We start from the raw sequence: 17,256 nt of genomic DNA, 5'->3' as shown, positions 1-17,256 counted from the left end.
AAAACGAGGGCTACTGAAGAAATCCGGCGTTCACATCTTGACGCGCCCCGAACTTCCCTTCATCGTTCTGGCAACGCCGACCGTGTGACCAGAGCGTGGGACGCACGAGATCCGGCTGTCGAAGACGCCATAGCCACGGACGTCCCCGACGGGCGACATACGGCTGAATTCCGCACGCGGCATCCGACCGCGCGGCTGCCCATTCGCCCCCTCAAATCGCCGGTTCGGCGCTTTCTCGCCGCATGCCGGCTCGACCGTGCCGTTTTCCGCTCGCCCCTTCTCGCCTCACCGCATCCGGCCGCCGTGGGCATCTCCCGTACCGGCGATGCGTCCGCCGCGGCCTGCCGTGGCCCGTTCCTCCTCAGGAGCCGTAATGACTCACGCAGCGCAAGTCGACACCAGTGCCGTGCCCGCCGACGACACGAAGGAGAGCAGCAGCCCTCCCCTGTCCAAGACCATGATCGGGCTGGGCTTCCTGCTGATCGTCCTCTCTTACATGGTCAATGCGATGGACCGCCAGGTCTTTCCTCCGCTGCTCCCCAACATTCGTGAGGAGTACGGCTTCTCCCTGGAGCAGGGCGGGCTGCTGGCCACGAACTTCACCCTGGGCATGGCGCTGGCCGGTCTGCCCGCGGGCTACCTCCTGGATCGCTTCCGCCGCAAGACCGTGCTGCTCGCCAGCATCGTGATCTACTCCCTGGGCACCATGGCCACGCCGCTGGCGACCGGCTTCGCCGACATGACTCTGTACCGGGTCGTCTCGGGCTTCGGTGAGGGCATGCAGTCCGCGGCGATCTTCGCGGCGATGGGCGCCTTCTTCGCCCACCGGCGCGGTCTCGCCTTCGGCGTGATCGGCATGGGCTACTCCGTCGGCGTGTTCATCGCGCCGCTGATCGGCGTCGAGCTCATGAGCATGCACGGCACCTGGCACTCGCCCTTCTACCTGTTCGGCTCGGCGGGGCTGCTGATCGCGGCCGTCTCCCTGTTCCTCGTGAAGAGCGGGCTGACCGAGACCTCCGTCGAGAAGGTCGTCACGACCAGGACGTACGAGTACATGCCGGCCTCCGCCTACAACCGCAACACCATCGCCCTGACCGTCCACGCCGTCGTCAGCGGTGTGGCCATCTACGGATTCCTCGGCCTGTACCCGACGTACCTGATCAGCTCGCTGCACTACTCCCCCGAGCAGGCGGCACTGGCCATGAGCCTCCTCGGCTTCGGTGGCATGACGGCCATACTCGGCGGCTGGCTCGGCGACCGGGTGAACCAGCGCAACCTGCTGATCATCAGCCTGCTCGCCGTCTCGGCCATCAGCGTGTGCATCTACGAGACGCAGGCCACGGTGGGCGTGCAGTGCGTGTTCGCCTTTCTCATGGGCGCCTTCGGACTGGGCTTCATCTACCCCAACACCAACAGTGCGATCCAGCGGGCGGTCCGGCCGACGCAGATCGGGCGCGCCTCCGGCCTCTTCGTCACCGGCTACTACGGGCCGGCGGCGTTCTCGGGCCTGCTCTTCGCCGCCCTCGTGGACTCCTTCGGCTGGAGCCGGGCGGGGATGCTCCAGGTCACCGTCCTGCCGTTGCTGGGCGTCGTCGCCCTGGCGTTCGTCCGGCCCGCGCAGTTCAACAACGCGGTCCGCTGACCGCACGCTCCGCCGACACGCCAAGGGCCTGCCCACCGCCGAGCGGTGGGCAGGCCCCGTCGTTGCGGACGCCGGCGGGCGTCCCACCGGTCAACGGCTCTCGGCCACGACCGGATTGCGCAGGACGCCGATGCCCTCGATCTCCACTTCGACCTCGTCCCCGGGGCGTATCGGTCCGACACCGGAAGGCGTGCCGGTCATGATCACGTCGCCGGGGAGCAGCGTCAGATAGCGGCTGAGGTAGCTGACGATCTCCGGAACCGGGAGCAGCAGGTCGGCCGTGCTCGCGGACTGCACGACGGCGCCGTTCACACGAGTGGTCAGGGCCAGTCCCGAAGGGTCGAGCCCCGTCGCGATGACGGGCCCGAGGGGAGCGAAGGTGTCCTGCCCCTTCCCGATGAGAAGCGTTCCGAATGCACTCTCCTTGCGCTGGACGATGCGATCGCTGACGTCATTGCCGCACGTGTAGCCGAGGATGTGGTCAGGCGCTTCGGAGGGCTTGACATGACGGGCCTCCTTTCCGATGACGACGACCAACTCGCCTTCGAAATGAATCAGTTCGCCGTCGGACGGATACACGATCGCGTCGCCCGGCCCCACCACCGCCGTACTCGGCTTCATGAAGCAGACGGGCACCTCGGGAATCTCACGGTCGGTCTCGTCGACATGTGAGGCGTAGTTGTAGGCGAATCCGAAAATCCTGGGCCCGTCGACCGGCGGGAGGACGACGACATCACCGACCCGGTCGGTGTGCCCCGTGGGAGACAACCCGGTATAGGGATCGCCTTCGAATCTGGCGATCCCGGCGCCTCCGGATTCCAGTTCTCCGTAATGACGTTCGCCGCCGACGGCATATCTGACGATGCGCACGGACACCTCCGCAACTAGGCAGCCGCGGGCGGCTGCACGGCCCATCCAGTAATGCTAACGTTAGCACGGAGACGGCAGCACGGTTCGGGACCTCAGCTCTCGGCGGCCACGGAGCGCAACATCGATGCTATCGTTGGCACACGCAAAGTGACGACACGGGACCAGTCAGTCGAGGGGACTCCTTACGTGATCACGACCAGGGACATCGCCGAGCGCCTCGGAGTCTCCGTGTCGACGGTGGGACGGGCGCTGGCCGACGATCCGCGCATCAGCGAGGAGACGAAGTTCCGCGTCCGGCAGGCCGCTTCCGACATGGGGTACGTGGGCAACCGCGCGGCCCGGATGATGCGCGGAGCGTCCAGCAACGTCGTCGCGCTGGTGATTCCCGACATCCGCAACAGCTTCTACTCGACCATCGCGCACGAGCTGTCCAAGAACATGGAGTCCGAGGGCTTCCAGCTGATGCTGTCGGAGACCGACGACGACCGGACGGCGGAGCTGCGCCACCTGCGGGAACTGTCCGCGAACCGAGTGGCCGCCGTCATCATCGTGCCCAGCGCTCGCCCGCACAGCGAGTCCGTCAAGCTTCTGCGTGCCCTCCCGCACGTGCAGTTGCTGCGCCGGCACCCGTCGCTGGGCTCGCAGTGGTTCGGCGTGGACGACCAGGAGGCGCTGCGCCGGGCCACCGCTCACCTGGTGGCGCAGGGGCACACGCGCATCGCCTACCTCGGCGGTCCCGAGGAACTGCCCACCGGCGCCGAGCGTCTGCGCGGGTTCCGCAGCGCCCTGCGCGAAGGCGGCCTGCCGGACGACGCCGGGCGCGCGGAGCTGGGACCGCCGTCGTCGGTCGACCACGGCCGCGCGACGGTACGCCGGCTGCTGTCGGGCCCGGATGCGCCCACCGCCCTGGTGCTCGGGTCGATCCAGCTCACCCTCGGCGTCCTGGAGGAGCTGTCCCGGCAGGGCGTGAAGGTGCCCCAGGACCTGTCCGTGGTCGGGTTCGGTGACGAGCCCGGGTTCTCCTGGTGGGGCCCCGGACTCACCACGATCGGCCTGCCCATCCAGGAGATGGCCACCGGCTGCGCGCTGTGGATGATCCGACGGCTCAAGACCGAGCCGGGCAACGACGGCCCGTACACGGCGGTTTCCCCCGGTTCGTTGATCCTGCGCGGCAGTACGGCATCGCCTGACGGGGGGACCCCGTCCGGGTCCGCCTGAGAGGTCGTCTCGACCGGTGTTCGAAGCTCCGTCTCCCGCACGGCCGGACTGTCGGTGGACAATGCGCGTGCAGCGGTTGATCAGCTTGAGGAACACTGTGCGGATGAGCTCGCCAGTCTTCCGGACATCACAGGAACGGGCCCTTGGCCATGTCACGGAACTGGCGGCGGGCCCTCCCATGGACCCGACGCTGCGGGTGACCCTGAACTTCCACCCGGACCGGCTGCTGCACGGCAAGACGGTCCTGGATGCCATGACCGAGGACGGTGTCTACCGCTCACAGTTCGTCACGGGGACCGGCAACGGCGGGCTGACCGCATATCCCGGCGGCGACCGGTGGCACTGGGAGAGCCGGATCTTCGGCGGGGCCTACGACGAAGCGCCCGTTCATGAGCGGCCCGTCTACGGGGCGTTGAACTTCCGCCGCAAGCCTGTGGGCGGTGCACCGCGGTTCGGCTCCGCCCACTTCCGGCTGACAGCCGGGACGCTGGCGCGGACCACGTTCTGCTACCCGGACAGTTTCCTCGAACCCTCGGATTTCGGTGTCGCGGCCCGCCTGGGGCTCATCGAGCTTGCCCTCGCCGATCGCCAGGACGACCTCGACGACTACATCGAGGCGCAGGTTCACGGTCCTGTGCGACCGAACCGCCACGCGGAGGCGCTGGTCCTGGACCCCTGCTATCGAGGTACCGCTGTCGAGGTTGCGGCCATGCGCCTGGGCTGCGCCGTGGAGTGGCACGCCGGCTTCCGGCTCAAGGCCGAAGAACTCCTCCGTCATCCCGGCTACCGCGGTCAGGAGTACGTCGACCTGGGCGCGCAGATCGCCGTCGACGGCGTACTCGATCCGCGCATCGTCGGAGTCGCGGCGCGTGCCGGCCACCATGATCCGCAGGCGCTCAAGAAGGTGTGGCACTGCCTCGCGCGTTTCGGGGCGCCGGGGAAGGCCGTTGACGGTTCGGTGAGTCCGGCACCGACGGAGGACGTTCCGGGCTGTGGGACCGCCGGTCCCCACGAGGCCGCCGGGCGGTGGCAGTCCGCGAGCTGATGATCGCGCTCGGCGCAGCCGCTGCCAATGCCCGCGACAGTCGTCCGGTCTCGCCGTGGACCACGTCGACGCCGGCATGCCGAGTTGCATGGACACATGGGCTACGACTGCGACCACCCGCGGCCACGGCTCCGATCGCGGAACATCGCACCCCGCCTCACCCGCACGGGCATCGAGCCCTCCCCGCGCCTGGGCCGTCGCCGTCGGACCGTGGAACGGACCGTGGCCGTGCCCTGGTCATCCGGATGCCGCCGTTCGCACCGCCGCTACGAGCGCAGGGCCGAACACTTCCTCGCCTTCGCACGATCCGCCGGCACCTCGTGACGGTTGGACTGCGGCTCGGCGGTCCGCCCTCGCCCCGGTGATCCGCCACTGCCTCAGCGATCCGACCGCATCCCGACGGCCCCCGGCCTCCCGGCAGTCCCGCGCACCTCCCGGCGGTCCGCCCCAGCCCGACCACCTCCCGGCCGCGTCCCGCACAGCCCCGTCCCCACAGCGCAGGCGCCCGGAGCGAAACAGCCGCCCCGGGCGCCTGCGCGCAGTGGCGCCTTCAGTACGTTTCCCTGCGCAGCCGACGCATCACCGTCGCAGTGCGCACCAGTTCGTCCAGCATGTGCTCGGCGGCGGCCTCATGGATCTTGCCGGCCAGGAAGGCACCGTCCTCGACCCGTTCACTGACGAACGGGATGCTCACGGTCGGCCCGATCGGCAGCATCCTCAGGTTGGCCACCACCTGCTTGGCCATCTGCACGGCGCGGGTGCCCGCCGAGACGCCTCCGTAGCTGACGAACGCGGCCGGCTTGTGCTGCCACTCCACGACGAGGTAGTCCCACGCGTTCTTCAGCGGAGCCGGGAAGCCTCCGTTGTACTCCGGGGTGACGAACACGAACGCGTCCGAGGCGTCGACGATGCGACTCCAGGCGCGGGTGTGGCTGTGTGTGTACTGCTGAAGAGCGGGCGGATGCGGCTCGTCGAAGAACGGGAGGGCGAGTTCGCGCAGGTCGACCACGTGCGACTCGAACTGCTGGCACTGCGCGGCCCTGGCCGTGAACCAGTCGGCGACGGACCTGCCCACGCGCCCTGGACGCGTGCTGGCCACGACTGTGGTGAGGGTCATGGGGGCCGCAGAGGGCTCAGGGGTCATGAGGACTCGCTTTCCTGTCGGCCGCGGCCTGGCCCGGCGAACCCGCGCTGCCTGTGCTGTCCGTCCGTCCAGGACAGCGCGGGCTCGCCGGAGTCTCTTCCGCAGCGTCCCAGTCTCATGACGGGTTGTGCGAACGATAGCATTGACTTCCGGCAGGACCAAGAGCGACGCAGATCGGCAAGGCAAGTGCGCATTGCGGCGCGACTCACCTCTTGACAGAACCACCGTCGGTTCGCACGATTGCGCTATCGATAGCACGCTATGAGCCGCAGCGGATGAACATGCCTCCGGCTGCGGGGGCGCCCCTCCTCCTTCTGGAGGACCGGCACAGGTGCCGCCCGGCGCCCCGATCGTCCGAACTCCGAAAGGTTGCACCGCCATGACAGACGCGCGGATCGCCGAGCTCTATGGCCGCCGGGTGTGGGACTCCCGCGGGCGCCCCACCGTGGAGGTCGAAGCGCACCTGGCGGACGGCGCGATCGGCCGGGCCATCGCGCCGGCCGGCGCGTCGACGGGCCAGGGCGAGGCGCTCGACCTGCGTGACGGCGGCAGCCGCTTCGGCGGGCTGGACGTCCAGCGGGCGGTCGGTTCGGTGAACCACGAGATCGCTCCCGCACTCCTGGGCCGCGACGCGAGCGACCAGGAGGCCGTCGACCGGATCCTGGTCGACCTCGACGGAACTCCCGACCGCAGCCGCCTCGGCGGCAACGCGATCGTCGCCACGTCCATGGCGGTCCTGCACGCCGCCGCGGCGTCGCAGGGGGTACCGCTGTGGCAGCACCTGGCGGGCGAACGGCCGGTCCGGATCCCGCTGCCGGAGATCCAGATCTTCGGCGGCGGTGCCCATGCGGACCGTCGCGTCGACGTACAGGACTTCATGGTCATGTGTCCTGCGGCGGGCAGCTTCTCCGAGGCTCTCGACTGGACCGCGGAGATCTACCGGGCGGCCGGCAGTCTGATGCGCCAGGCCGGCAAGGCCCAGGGTGTGGCCGACGAGGGCGGCTTCTGGCCCGCCTTCGACTCCAACGAGGAGGCCCTCGAAACGCTCACCCGGGCGATCGAGAAGGCCGGCTTCGACCCCTCGACGCAGGTCGGCATCTCGCTGGACATCGCGGCCTCGCAATTCGGCAGCGGCGGCCGGTACACGCTGGCGCTGGACGACCGCACGCTGGACACCACGGCGCTGATCGACATGCTGGGCGGCTGGATCGAGCAGTATCCGATCCTCTCCGTCGAAGATCCGGTGGGCGAGGACGACACCGACGGCATGGTGGAGTTCACCCGGCGCCACGGCCACCACTGCCAGGTGATCGGAGACGACTACCTGGTCACCAATGCCAAGCGGGTGGAGGCCGCGGCCACCGGCGGGGCCGCCAACGCCGTCCTCGTGAAGCCGAACCAGGCCGGCACGGTCACGGAGGCGTACCAGGCACTGCGGGCCGGGAAGGACGCCGGCTTCGGCACCATCGTCTCGGCCCGGTCCGGTGAGACCGAGGACGTCACCATCGCCCATCTCAGCGTCGGCTGGGACGCGGGACAGCTCAAGGTGGGCTCGTTCACCCGCTCCGAGCGCATGGCCAAGTGGAACGAGGTTCTGCGCATCGAGGAGTCCCTCGGCGAATCCGCGGAATTCAGCGGATGGTCCGCGTTCACATTCTCCGATTCCGGGTCTTCCACGACCGAGCCGTAAAAACAGTTCGAAGTATTACAGTCATCGAAATACAGAGCCGATCGGAGCACGGAGACCCCATGCTGCCACCCGTCAATCTGCGCCCGAGTTTCAATATCACCCGCGCGAGCCACGTCCGGCTCACCGTCGCCGATCTGGCCGAGAGCCGGAACTTCTACGTGAACGCCCTGGGGCTGGTCGTCAGCGACGAGGACGAGCGCACCTGCTACCTGCGCGGCCTGGCCGAGGCCTGCCACCACAGCCTCGTCCTGGAGCTCGACGAAGAGGGCGCGGGCGCGTGCAAGAGGATCGGCTTCCGGGTGTTCTTCGACGAGGACCTCGATATCGCGTACGCCTGGTTCCGCGATCGTGGCCTGCCCGCCGAGTGGGTGGACGTCCCGTACCAGGGCCGCACCCTGCACGTCAGTGACCCCGTCGGTACGCCGCTCGAACTGTGCGCGCACATGGAGACCCGGCCGCGGCTGCACATCGACTTCCAGCAGTACAAGGGCGCCCACGCGCAGCGGCTGGACCACTACCAGACCTTCGCGCCCGACGCCTATGAGCTGTGCGCCTTCTACAGTGAGCTGGGCTTTCGCAACTCGGAGTACCTGGAGCACGGCGACAAGCTGCTGAGCGCGTTCATGTACCGCAAGGGCACCTGCCTCGACCTGGCGATCGTCGAGAACACCGGGCCGGCGCTGCACCACTTCGCCTACACCGTCTCGGAGAGCCGCGACATCTTCACCGCGTGCGACTGGGCGGGCATCCTCGGCTACGGCGAAGGGGTCGAGCGAGGCCCCGGGCGGCACGGCCCCGGCGGGATGCTGTTCGCGTACCTCCGCGACCCCGACGGCCACCGGGTCGAGGTCTTCAACAGCCACTACCAGACGATCGACACCGAGGTCGAGCCGGTGCGCTGGGACGCGGCATCGCTGAGCACCAACGTGCGCTGGGGGCTCCCGGCCCTGGAGAAGTGGTACTTCGAGGCGTCGCCGTTCGTCGGCGCGCCGCGGATTCCGCCGGCCGAGCAGCCGAATCCGATGTCGCTGGAGCGGTTCCTGCTGGAACAGCCCCTTCCCTGACCTTCCGCCCGCACCGCCCCCCAAGGAGACGCCATGGCACGAGTTCCCTATCTGCGCCGCGAGGACGCGGACGAGTCGCTGAAGCCGCTGTACGACCGGCTGGAGACCGAACGCAAGGTCCCGACGGCGAACATCTTCCTCGCCCTCACCCACGCGCCCACCCAGCTGGACGCCTTCCTGACCTACGCCAACTCGCTGCGGGCCGCTGATCTCAGCCCCAAGCTGCGCGAACTGGCGATCCTGACCGTGGGGCACGCCACCCGGTCGGCGTACGAGGTCGCCCATCATCAGTCGCACGGCCTCAAGGCCGGGCTCACCGAGGAACAGCTTGCGGCGGTGGCCGACTTCGAGCATTCCGGTCTGTTCGACGACATGGAGAAGGCGGTCATGCGGCTCGCCAGGGAGTCCACCCTCCGGGTCGACGTCGCGGAGGAGACCTGGCAGGCCGCGGCCGCGCATCTGACGAGCCGGCAGATGGTCGAACTGTCGTTGTCCATCGCCTGGTACAACTCCGGCGTCCGCATCATGGGACTGTTGGGCATCGACCTCGAAGACAATTATCCGGACCCGTTCGCCAATTCTTAGGTTTTCGGCACCGTACGGCTCATCACTTCAGGAGTATTTCAATGGCGAAAATGCTCGCCGCGCGACTGCACGAACTCGGTGCGCCGATGTCGGTGGACACGGTCGACGTGCCCACCCCGAGGCCGACCGACGTGCTGGTGCGGGTCAAGGCATGCGGAATCGTGCCGAACATGGCCAATGTGATCAACAACTGGCCTACGTGGTACCCGCATCAGCCGCTGCCCCAGCTCCCCGCGATCTTCGGTCTCGACCCGGCGGGTGTGGTCGAGGCGGTCGGCGATGCGGTGCTCAACACCAAGCCCGGCGACCGGGTCTATGTGAGCCCGCTGCGGTCCTGCGGCAGCTGTCAGGTGTGCCGCGGCGGCGAACTCAGCCGATGCCGCTACTTCACCCTGAACGGCTACTTCAGCACCTCCCGCGACGGCCAGCGGATTTTCGACCTCTACCCCTACGGCGGTTTCGCCGAGTACATGACCGCGCCGCAGCACGCGATCGTCAACATCCCCGACAACATGACGTTCGAGCAGGCCGGCAAGCTCGGCTACATCGGAACCTCCTACGGCGCCCTCAAGAACGCCGCGGCCGCCCCCGGCCAGGTCGCGCTGATCGACGGAATCACGGGCACACTCGGTGTGGCCTCCACTCTCCTCGCGCTGGCCTCCGGCGTCTCCAGGGTTCTCGGCACCGGCCGCAACGAGGAACTCCTGAAGCGGGTCAAGGAGTTGGCTCCGGACCGGATCGAGGTCATGCGGCTGGGCGAGGGCTCCACCGGGGAGTGGGCCAAGTCCCGCACCGGCGGCGAGGGGGCGGACTTCGTGATCAGTGCGCTCGGCGCCAAGGCTCCGGTGGAGACGATGCTCGACTCCATGCAGGGCGTCCGCCGGGGCGGCAGGGTCGTCAACGTCGGCGGGGTGGCCGACCGGCTGCCCGTGGACGTGAAGTGGCTCATGGACGAGCAGGTCCAGCTGATCGGCTCCAACTGGTTCAGCACCGCGCAGGGCCAGGAGGTCGCCGACATGGTGGCGACCGGAGCCCTGGACCTGTCGTACCTGATCACCAAGCCCTTCCCGCTGTCCGAGGTCAACGAAGCCATCTCAGGACGGGTGACGGATCTCGACGGTGGATTCAGCAACTACGTCGTGATCCCCTGAACCCGTAGCTGCCCCATACTCGCCCCGCGGCGGTCCTGTTCTGCCCTGACGCCGCCGCGGGGTGATCCCAGCACGACGGAGGTACCGGTGGAACTGCGCTGGCTGGAGTCGTTCGTCGTCGTCGCGGAGGAACTGCACTTCGCCCGGGCCTCGGACCGTCTGCATCTCGCCCCGTCGGCGCTCAGCGCCCAGATCAGGGCGCTGGAGTCGCACCTGGGTGTGCGGCTCGTCGACCGCGGGCGGCGGACCCGCCCGGCCCTGACCAGTGCCGGACGGCTGTTCCTCGAAGAGGCGCGGCTGACCCTCGCCCAGGCCGCCCGGGCCGAGGCGGTGGGCCGGCGCGCCGGTCGCGGGGAGCTGGGACACGCGCAGATCGCGTACGTCGCCTCCGCGGCGTTCTCCGGGGTGCTGACCGACGTCCTCACCCGCTGCGCGGCCCCTGGTACCGAACTGACGGTGCAGGTACGGGAGTTGGAGACGCCTGCCCAACTGGAGGCGCTGGCCGGCGGAGACATCGACGTCGGCTTCCTGCGCTTCAGGCCGGAGTACCCACCCGAGGTCACGGCGACCTGTCTGCTCACCGAGCAGGTCGTCCTGGCGCTGCCTGCCGGGGCGCCACTCGCGGCGTACGACGCCGTTCCGGCGGCACAACTGCGCGACGAGTGCTTCGTGGCCCCGCACTTCGACGAGGAGTACGGCTGCCGCGACCAGATCCTCGAAGTGGCGGAGCAAGGCGGGTTCAGTCCCCGGTGCGCTCCCCCGGTGCGGGACTTCATCGCGGCTCTGACCATGGTGGGCGGCGGTCTCGGGGTGGCCCTCGTGCCCGATTCGCTGCGCCGCGTCCAGATCCCCGGAGTGGCCTTCCGTCCGCTGGCCGACGTGGCGCCGACCACCCGGCTGGTCGGCGCCTACCGCACAGGGGAGGCCTCGCCCGCGGTGCGCGCCGTGATCCGCCGGCTGCGGGAGGCCGCCGCCGCAACGGCGACAGCCTGAGGCGTCGACCCCCTTCAGGCGTCCGGCACGGGCCGGACGCCCTTTCGGCATGCCTCGACAGCCTGCTGTCCGAGCCCTCTCGACCGACGCACGTTTGTACGCGGATTGCGCACTGTTCACGCAGGTCAGAGGGGATGTGTCGGGCCTACGCTCGATGCGGCGGCACACACCGTGGCGGCGACCGGCGGCCGCCGCCCGACCGAGGGACAGGCGGAGGAACACATGACAGAGATCAAACACGTGGGCGTCGTGGGCGCGGGCCAGATGGGCAGAGGCATCACCGAGGTGTGTGCCCGCGCCGGGCTGCACGTCACGTTGTGCGACGTGACCGAGGACAGGGCCCGGGCCGGACTGGCCGGCGTGGCGGACTCCCTGCTGAAGGCGGAGAAGCGCGGCGCCGTCACCTCCGAGGACCGCGCCCATGCCCTGGCCGGGATCTCGGTCACCGGGGACCTCTCCCGCCTGGGCGGGGCGGACCTGGTCATCGAGGCGGCCGTCGAGGACGAGCAGGCCAAGACGGCACTGTTCCGACAGCTGGGCGACATCGTCACGGACCCGGCGGCCGTACTGGCCAGCAACACCTCGTCGATCCCCATCGCCCGGCTCGCGGCCGCCGCCGGCCGTCCGGAGACGGTGATCGGCCTGCACTTCTTCAACCCGGTCCCCGTCTTGCCACTGGTGGAGATCGTCCCCTCACTGCACACCTCGAAGAGCACCGAGCTGCGCGTGCGGGCCTTCGCTGAAGACGTCCTGGGCAAGAGAACCATCGTCGCGCAGGACCGCGCGGGCTTCGTGGTGAACTCCCTGCTGATCCCTTACCTGTTGGCCGCGGTGCGCATGGTCGCCTCCGGCACGGCGACGGCGGAGGACATCGACACGGGCATGACGGCCGGGTGCGCGCACCCCATGGGGCCGCTGCGCCTCGCCGACCTCATCGGGCTGGACACCGTGGCGGCGATAGGCGAAGCGCTCTACGAGGAGTACCGGGAGCCGCTGTACGCCCCTCCCCCGCTGCTGCGCCGCATGGTCGAATCGGGCCTGCTGGGCCGCAAGTCGGGACAGGGGTTCTTCGACTACCAGCCCGCCTGACGTCATCGACGCGCCGCGCGCGCCTCCCGGGGGCTCATGCCGTACGCCGCCTTGAAGGCGTGGCTGAAGTGGGCCGGGTCCGCGAAACCCCAGCGCCCGCCTACGGCACCGACCGGAAGATGGTCCAGGGCCGGATCGGTGAGGTCACGTCGGCACCGGGCGAGGCGCTGTTCCCGGATCCAGCCCGAGACCGTGTGTCCCTGCGCCGCCAGCAACTTGTACAGGTAGCGGCGGGAGATGCGGTGGACTGCCGCGATGCCCTCGGGGCTCAGCCCGGGGTCCGCGAGCCGCTGCTCCATGTAGCCGAGGACGCGCTCGGTGAGCAGGTCCGGGCCGGCCTCCCCGGCCCGGCGGTCCCCGTCCGCGTGCTCCGCGAGCAGGGTGCCGATCAGGTCGATCACGTTGTCGGCGAGCCGGGGCGTGCCCCGGGACTCCAGGTGTTCCATCTGCCGCGCCAGCCCGTGCAGGAACGGCAGGACCACCTGCCCGAGCCCGTCGTTGCAGGGCACCGGAGTCGCCGTCACACGCAGCAGGTCACGCTCCGCCAACGGCAGCATGGCCCGCGGGAACATCAGCACGAGACCGGTGTGGGACTGGTGGAGGTCGTAGGTGAAGGGACGGCGCGTGTCGTACACGACCAGTTCCCCCGGCCCCACTTCGGCCTGGCGGTCCCGCTGGGTCAGCACGCCCTGCCCGGTGAGCTGCACCGTCAGCTGGAGGTAGTCGGGTGCGTCGGAGGCGATGTGGCGGCGGGTGCGCGCGATGCTGTGCGGCTCGGCCGAGATGACCGACATCTGGACCTGACCGACCCGCACGGCGTGCAGGGACGCCCTGAAGTCGGCGCTCTCGCGCGGCCGGACCTCCAGGGGCACGAGGTTCCGGCTCACGGCGTCCCGCCAGCAGTCCAGTCGCTCGATGGCCGTGCCTTCGCTCGGCGTCGTGATCCGGGGCATGCGGTTCTCCTCCCGGCGGTGCCGGAACCCGCGGAACGGGCTCGGACGGCACTCCTGGTGAGGAATGGTAAGTCTCGGCGGGCATTCCGCAACCGGCTCGCGGGAAGTGTTCTCAGCCACACAAATGACCGGTGCTCCCGGACACAAGCAGGTCCTGCGTCACCCCCCACATGATGCGACCAGTGACCCCGGACCACCTCGGCCGGTGTCCCGTTCCTCTTCCAGTGACCTCCACCATCCAGGGATCCACCATGTCGACCTTGCTCGAATCCACCGCGTCATCCGACCAGGCGGCCGGCCACCGTGTGCTGGGCCGCGTCCGGGCCCACCTGCCCGAGATCGCGGCGCGTTCCGCCGAGGCCGAGGCCGCCCGGGCCGTCTCGGCGGACCTCATCGCCGCTCTGCGCGAAGCCGGCGTGTTCCGTATGAGCCTGCCCAGGGCATGGGGCGGCGAGCAGCTGGACCTGGTGGAGAGCGCTCGGGTGGTCCGGGAGATCTCGCGGGCCGACGGGTCCGCCGGCTGGACCGTTCAGGCTGCTTCGATGGCCTGGTTCTTCGTCCGTTCGCTGCCCCACGAGACGCTCGCGAACGAGGTGTTCGGCGACGGCGCCGACCTGATGCTCCGTGGGGCGATAGCGCCCAAGGGCAGGGCGGTCAGGGTTGCGGGAGGCTACCGCCTCAGTGGGCGCTGGCCGCTGGCCAGTGGGTCGTTCACCCCGGACTGGATGCTCGCCGGTTTCGTGGTCGAGGGTGCGCCTGCGCTCCCGGACGGACGCCCGGACATGCGCGTCGCGCTCGTGCGCCCCGAGCAGGCCACGTTCCTCGACACGTGGGACGCCGTGGGTCTGCGCGCCACTCAGAGCACGGACTTCACGATGGACGACGTCTTCGTGCCCGACCGCTTCACGGGGCCGCTGGTGGGCGGCAACAACATCCCCGCTCCCTTCTACGGTTTGCCGTACACCGCCACCGGCTCGTCGCACGACGCCGTCATCATCGGCTGTCTGGAGGGCGCTCTGGACGATCTGGCCGAACTCGCCGCCACCAAGCGGCCGGCGTTCGACCCCAGGGTCGTCATCGGGGAGGATCCGGTGTTCCAGGAGAAGTTCGCCGAGCTGCACCTCCGCACGGCGGCACTGAACGCCCTGCTGGAGCAGACCGGCCGCGTCGTCATGGACCGTGCGCTCGCGGGCGAGGAGCCCACCGCGCGTGAATGGTTCGGCTACACCGGCGGCCACCAGCACATCCACCACGAGGGCATCCGGCTCCTCAACGAACTCATGACGCTGTCGGGCAGCTCGGGGCTCTACAGCTCCCATCCGTTGCAGCGCCGCTGGCGCGACGTCCGGTGCGTCTCCCAGCACGTCGCGGGCAACAACGGCTCGCTGCGTCGTCTGGGCGCGGTCCTCTCGGGTCGGGAGGATGTCCGATGAGCGCCCTGTCGGCGACACCGACGGACCCCGCCGTGCTGCGCCGGGCGTTCGGCTGCTTCCCTTCCGGAGTGACAGCCCTGTGCGCGCTGGATTCGGGCAGACCGGTGGGCATGGCCGCGAGTACGTTCACCCCGGTCTCTCTTCGGCCGCCGCTGGTGTCGGTCTGTGTCCAGGACACCTCTGCGACCTGGCCCAAGCTGCGCAAGCAGAGCCGCCTGGGCCTGAGTGTGCTGGCCGAGGAGCAGGATCCGGTCTGCCGTTCCCTGGCGGGCAAGGGTGGTGACCGGTTCGCGGACGTCGATTGGGAGGCATCCGCGGGCGGCGGCGTGTACATCCACGGTGCCGGTCTCTGGCTGGACTGCTCGGTCTACGCCGAGTTCCCGGGAGGCGACCACACGATCGTGCTGCTGGAGATTCACGGTCTGAGGGCCGATCCCGACCGGGAGCCGCTGGTGTTCCACGGCAGCCGGTTCCGGCGTCTGGCCGTCTGACGGGCGGAAGGCCGACGCGAGAGCTCCCGCCCCCCTCGTCACAGGTACGGGGGCCGGGAGCTCTCGCCGTGGTGGGTCCTCAGCCGGCCGCGCGGCGGGCGGCCACCGCCCGGGTCAGTTCGGGAGCCACGGCGAACAAGTCGCCCACCACGCCGTAGTCGGCGAGGTCGAGGATCGGGGCGTCGGGGTCCTTGTTGACCGCGACGATCGTCTTGGAGGTCTGCATCCCGGCCAGGTGCTGGATGGCACCCGAGATGCCCAGGGCGATGTACAGCTGGGGCGATACGGACTTGCCGGTCTGTCCGACCTGGTACTGGTGCGGGTAGTAGCCGGCGTCCACCGCGGCGCGTGAGGCGCCCACCGCGCCTCCCAGGGCGTCGGCCAGCTCCTCCACCACCTGGAAGCCCTCCGCTCCTCCGACCCCGCGTCCGCCGGAGACGACGACGGCCGCCTCGGTGAGTTCGGGACGGTCCCCTGCGAGAGCTCCGCGACGGGCGGTGACGCGAGCGCAGCACGCGGCGGCGACCGGCCGGAGGGCGAGCTTCTTCTCCTCCGCCCGCACCGGACACTCCTCCGCCTCGAACGACCCCGGCCGCAGTGTGATCACCGGCATGCCGTGGGTGACCTGTGAGCGCACCGTGTACGACCCGCCGAAGACGACCTGGGTGACCACGCCGGAGGAGTCCAGGTCGACCGCGTCGATCAGCAGCCCGGTGTCCAGCCGCGCGGCCAGACGCCCGGCCACCTCCTTGCCGTCCGTCGTCGCGGAGACGAGAACGGCGGCGGGGGAGGTCTCCCCGGCCGCGCGTTCCAGGGCGTCGACGGCGGGCGTGGTGAGGAACTCGTCCGCCTCGGCGGATTCGGCCGCGTAGACGCTCCTTGCGCCGTGGCGGGCGAGGGATGCCTCCAGGCGGGCAGCGGTGCCGGGAGTTCCGACCACGACGGCCGCCGGTGCGCCCAGCCTCCGTGCGGCGGTGAGGAGTTCGTACGTGGTCTTGTGGACACGTTCCCCGTCGTGGTCGACGAGGACGAGGACTTCGGGCATGGGTGCCTGCTTCATGGTCGGGCTCGCGGGGCGTTCAGACGAGCTTCTGGGCGATCAGGTATTCGACGAGTTGCCGGCCGGCCGTGCCGTCGTCGGTGACGCGCGTGCCGGCCGCCCGCGCCGGACGCGGGACGGCCTCCACCACACGGGTGCGGGTGGTGAGGATTCCGGTGCCGTCCGCGTCGGGGAACAGGTCGTCGAGACCGACCGTCTCCACCGGCTTCTTCTTGGCGGCCATGATCCCCTTGAAGGAGGGGTACCGGGGTTCGTTGATCTTCTCGGTGACGCTGACCAGCGCGGGCAGCGGTGCGTCGAGCGTGGTCTCACCCTGCTCGGTCTCGCGCTCGGCGCGTACCCGTCCCGCGTCCACGTTCAGCTCCCGGGCGTGCGTGAGCTGCGGCAGGCCGAGCAGGTCCGCGACCATGGCGGGTACCGCGCTCGCCTGCCCGTCGGTCGTCGCGTTGCCCGCGAGCACCAGGCCGAGGTCCCCCACCGTCCGCACGGCAGCTGCCAGCACGCGCGCGGTGGTCACCACGTCGGCGCCCCGGAGCCTGTCGTCGCAGATGTGGATGCCACGGTCGGCGCCCATCGCCAGGACCTTGCGGATCGCGTCGAGCGCGGCGTCGGGTCCCATGGACACGACGGTCACCTCGGCCCCCACGGCCTCCTTGAGGGTGAGGGCCTCCTCCGCCGCGCGCTCGTCGATCTCGTCCAGCACGAGATCGACGCTCTCGCGGTCAAGGGTGTGGTCCGCCCCGGACAGGGTGCGCTCCGCGCTGGTGTCCGGGACCTGCTTGACCAGTACGACGATGTTCACGGTCGTCCTCCTCCGGTTCCGGGTGG

General features: G+C 69.8%; 16 protein-coding genes. 11 read left to right on the top strand and 5 right to left on the bottom strand.

Going from position 1 to position 17,256, the window contains the following annotated elements:
• Positions 1-373 precede the first annotated feature (373 nt).
• A complete protein-coding gene (locus RFN52_RS38885) occupies positions 374-1,642 on the top strand; it encodes an MFS transporter (protein WP_184853603.1) in 1,269 nt (422 codons plus the stop codon).
• A gap of 90 nt (positions 1,643-1,732) precedes the next feature.
• Here the strand turns inward: RFN52_RS38885 and RFN52_RS38880 are convergent, their stop codons facing one another.
• Positions 1,733-2,512 carry a fumarylacetoacetate hydrolase family protein gene (locus tag RFN52_RS38880; protein ID WP_184853602.1) on the bottom strand — a complete coding sequence of 260 codons (780 nt, stop codon included), beginning with the start codon at positions 2,510-2,512 and terminating at the stop codon, positions 1,733-1,735.
• A gap of 186 nt (positions 2,513-2,698) precedes the next feature.
• On the opposite strand from RFN52_RS38880, the gene RFN52_RS38875 reads away from it, so the two are divergent.
• Both RFN52_RS38875 and RFN52_RS38870 read left to right on the top strand, forming a co-directional pair.
• Positions 2,699-3,730, top strand: coding sequence for a LacI family DNA-binding transcriptional regulator (locus tag RFN52_RS38875; protein WP_184853601.1), 1,032 nt, complete (start codon positions 2,699-2,701; stop codon positions 3,728-3,730).
• 178 nt (positions 3,731-3,908) lie between these two features.
• Positions 3,909-4,775 (top strand): DUF3626 domain-containing protein, encoded by an 867-nt coding sequence (locus RFN52_RS38870; protein WP_311241261.1) that lies wholly within the window; start codon positions 3,909-3,911, stop codon positions 4,773-4,775.
• A 550-nt stretch (positions 4,776-5,325) separates the two neighbouring features.
• On the opposite strand, the gene RFN52_RS38860 is transcribed toward RFN52_RS38870, so the two are convergent.
• On the bottom strand, positions 5,326-5,892 hold the full coding sequence (locus RFN52_RS38860; protein WP_311241168.1) for an NADPH-dependent FMN reductase: 567 nt from the start codon (positions 5,890-5,892) through the stop codon (positions 5,326-5,328).
• A gap of 406 nt (positions 5,893-6,298) precedes the next feature.
• Here RFN52_RS38860 and eno point away from each other — a divergent pair, with 406 nt between their 5' ends.
• The 6 genes from eno (at position 6,299) to RFN52_RS38830 (ending at position 12,491) form a co-directional block, all read left to right on the top strand.
• Positions 6,299-7,609 carry a phosphopyruvate hydratase gene (gene eno / locus RFN52_RS38855; RefSeq protein ID WP_184853598.1) on the top strand — a complete coding sequence of 437 codons (1,311 nt, stop codon included), beginning with the start codon at positions 6,299-6,301 and terminating at the stop codon, positions 7,607-7,609.
• A 59-nt stretch (positions 7,610-7,668) separates the two neighbouring features.
• The gene (locus RFN52_RS38850; protein ID WP_184853597.1) at positions 7,669-8,673 is read left to right on the top strand and encodes a VOC family protein; all 1,005 of its coding nucleotides are present in this window, start codon (positions 7,669-7,671) and stop codon (positions 8,671-8,673) included.
• A 33-nt stretch (positions 8,674-8,706) separates the two neighbouring features.
• A complete protein-coding gene (locus RFN52_RS38845) occupies positions 8,707-9,258 on the top strand; it encodes a carboxymuconolactone decarboxylase family protein (protein ID WP_184853596.1) in 552 nt (183 codons plus the stop codon).
• Between the two features lie 41 nt (positions 9,259-9,299).
• Positions 9,300-10,409, top strand: a complete 1,110-nt coding sequence (locus RFN52_RS38840) for an alcohol dehydrogenase catalytic domain-containing protein (RefSeq protein ID WP_184853595.1) — start codon at positions 9,300-9,302, stop codon at positions 10,407-10,409.
• Positions 10,410-10,496: 87 nt separating this feature from the next.
• On the top strand, positions 10,497-11,402 hold the full coding sequence (locus RFN52_RS38835) for a LysR substrate-binding domain-containing protein (protein WP_184853594.1): 906 nt from the start codon (positions 10,497-10,499) through the stop codon (positions 11,400-11,402).
• 222 nt (positions 11,403-11,624) lie between these two features.
• Complete coding sequence (locus RFN52_RS38830; protein ID WP_184853593.1) at positions 11,625-12,491, top strand: 3-hydroxybutyryl-CoA dehydrogenase; 867 nt, start codon at positions 11,625-11,627, stop codon at positions 12,489-12,491.
• Positions 12,492-12,493: 2 nt separating this feature from the next.
• Here RFN52_RS38830 and RFN52_RS38825 read toward each other — a convergent pair whose 3' ends face one another.
• Positions 12,494-13,444, bottom strand: a complete 951-nt coding sequence (locus tag RFN52_RS38825) for an AraC-like ligand-binding domain-containing protein (RefSeq protein WP_184853592.1) — start codon at positions 13,442-13,444, stop codon at positions 12,494-12,496.
• A 251-nt stretch (positions 13,445-13,695) separates the two neighbouring features.
• On the opposite strand from RFN52_RS38825, the gene RFN52_RS38820 reads away from it, so the two are divergent.
• Together RFN52_RS38820 and RFN52_RS38815 are read left to right on the top strand one after the other, a co-directional pair.
• Positions 13,696-14,877, top strand: coding sequence for an acyl-CoA dehydrogenase family protein (locus tag RFN52_RS38820; protein ID WP_184853591.1), 1,182 nt, complete (start codon positions 13,696-13,698; stop codon positions 14,875-14,877).
• A complete protein-coding gene (locus RFN52_RS38815) occupies positions 14,874-15,368 on the top strand; it encodes a flavin reductase family protein (protein ID WP_184853590.1) in 495 nt (164 codons plus the stop codon). Before RFN52_RS38820 ends, RFN52_RS38815 begins: the two co-directional genes overlap by 4 nt.
• A gap of 79 nt (positions 15,369-15,447) precedes the next feature.
• Here the strand turns inward: RFN52_RS38815 and RFN52_RS38810 are convergent, their stop codons facing one another.
• Both RFN52_RS38810 and RFN52_RS38805 read right to left on the bottom strand, forming a co-directional pair.
• Positions 15,448-16,413, bottom strand: coding sequence for an electron transfer flavoprotein subunit alpha/FixB family protein (locus RFN52_RS38810; protein ID WP_184853589.1), 966 nt, complete (start codon positions 16,411-16,413; stop codon positions 15,448-15,450).
• A 34-nt stretch (positions 16,414-16,447) separates the two neighbouring features.
• Positions 16,448-17,230 (bottom strand): electron transfer flavoprotein subunit beta/FixA family protein, encoded by a 783-nt coding sequence (locus RFN52_RS38805; RefSeq protein ID WP_184853588.1) that lies wholly within the window; start codon positions 17,228-17,230, stop codon positions 16,448-16,450.
• Positions 17,231-17,256: the final 26 nt, after the last annotated feature.

The sequence above is a fragment of the Streptomyces collinus genome (assembly GCF_031348265.1).
GTDB classification, from domain to species: Bacteria; Actinomycetota; Actinomycetes; order Streptomycetales; family Streptomycetaceae; genus Streptomyces; species Streptomyces collinus.
This window is presented reverse-complemented; position numbering and strand designations above follow the sequence as displayed.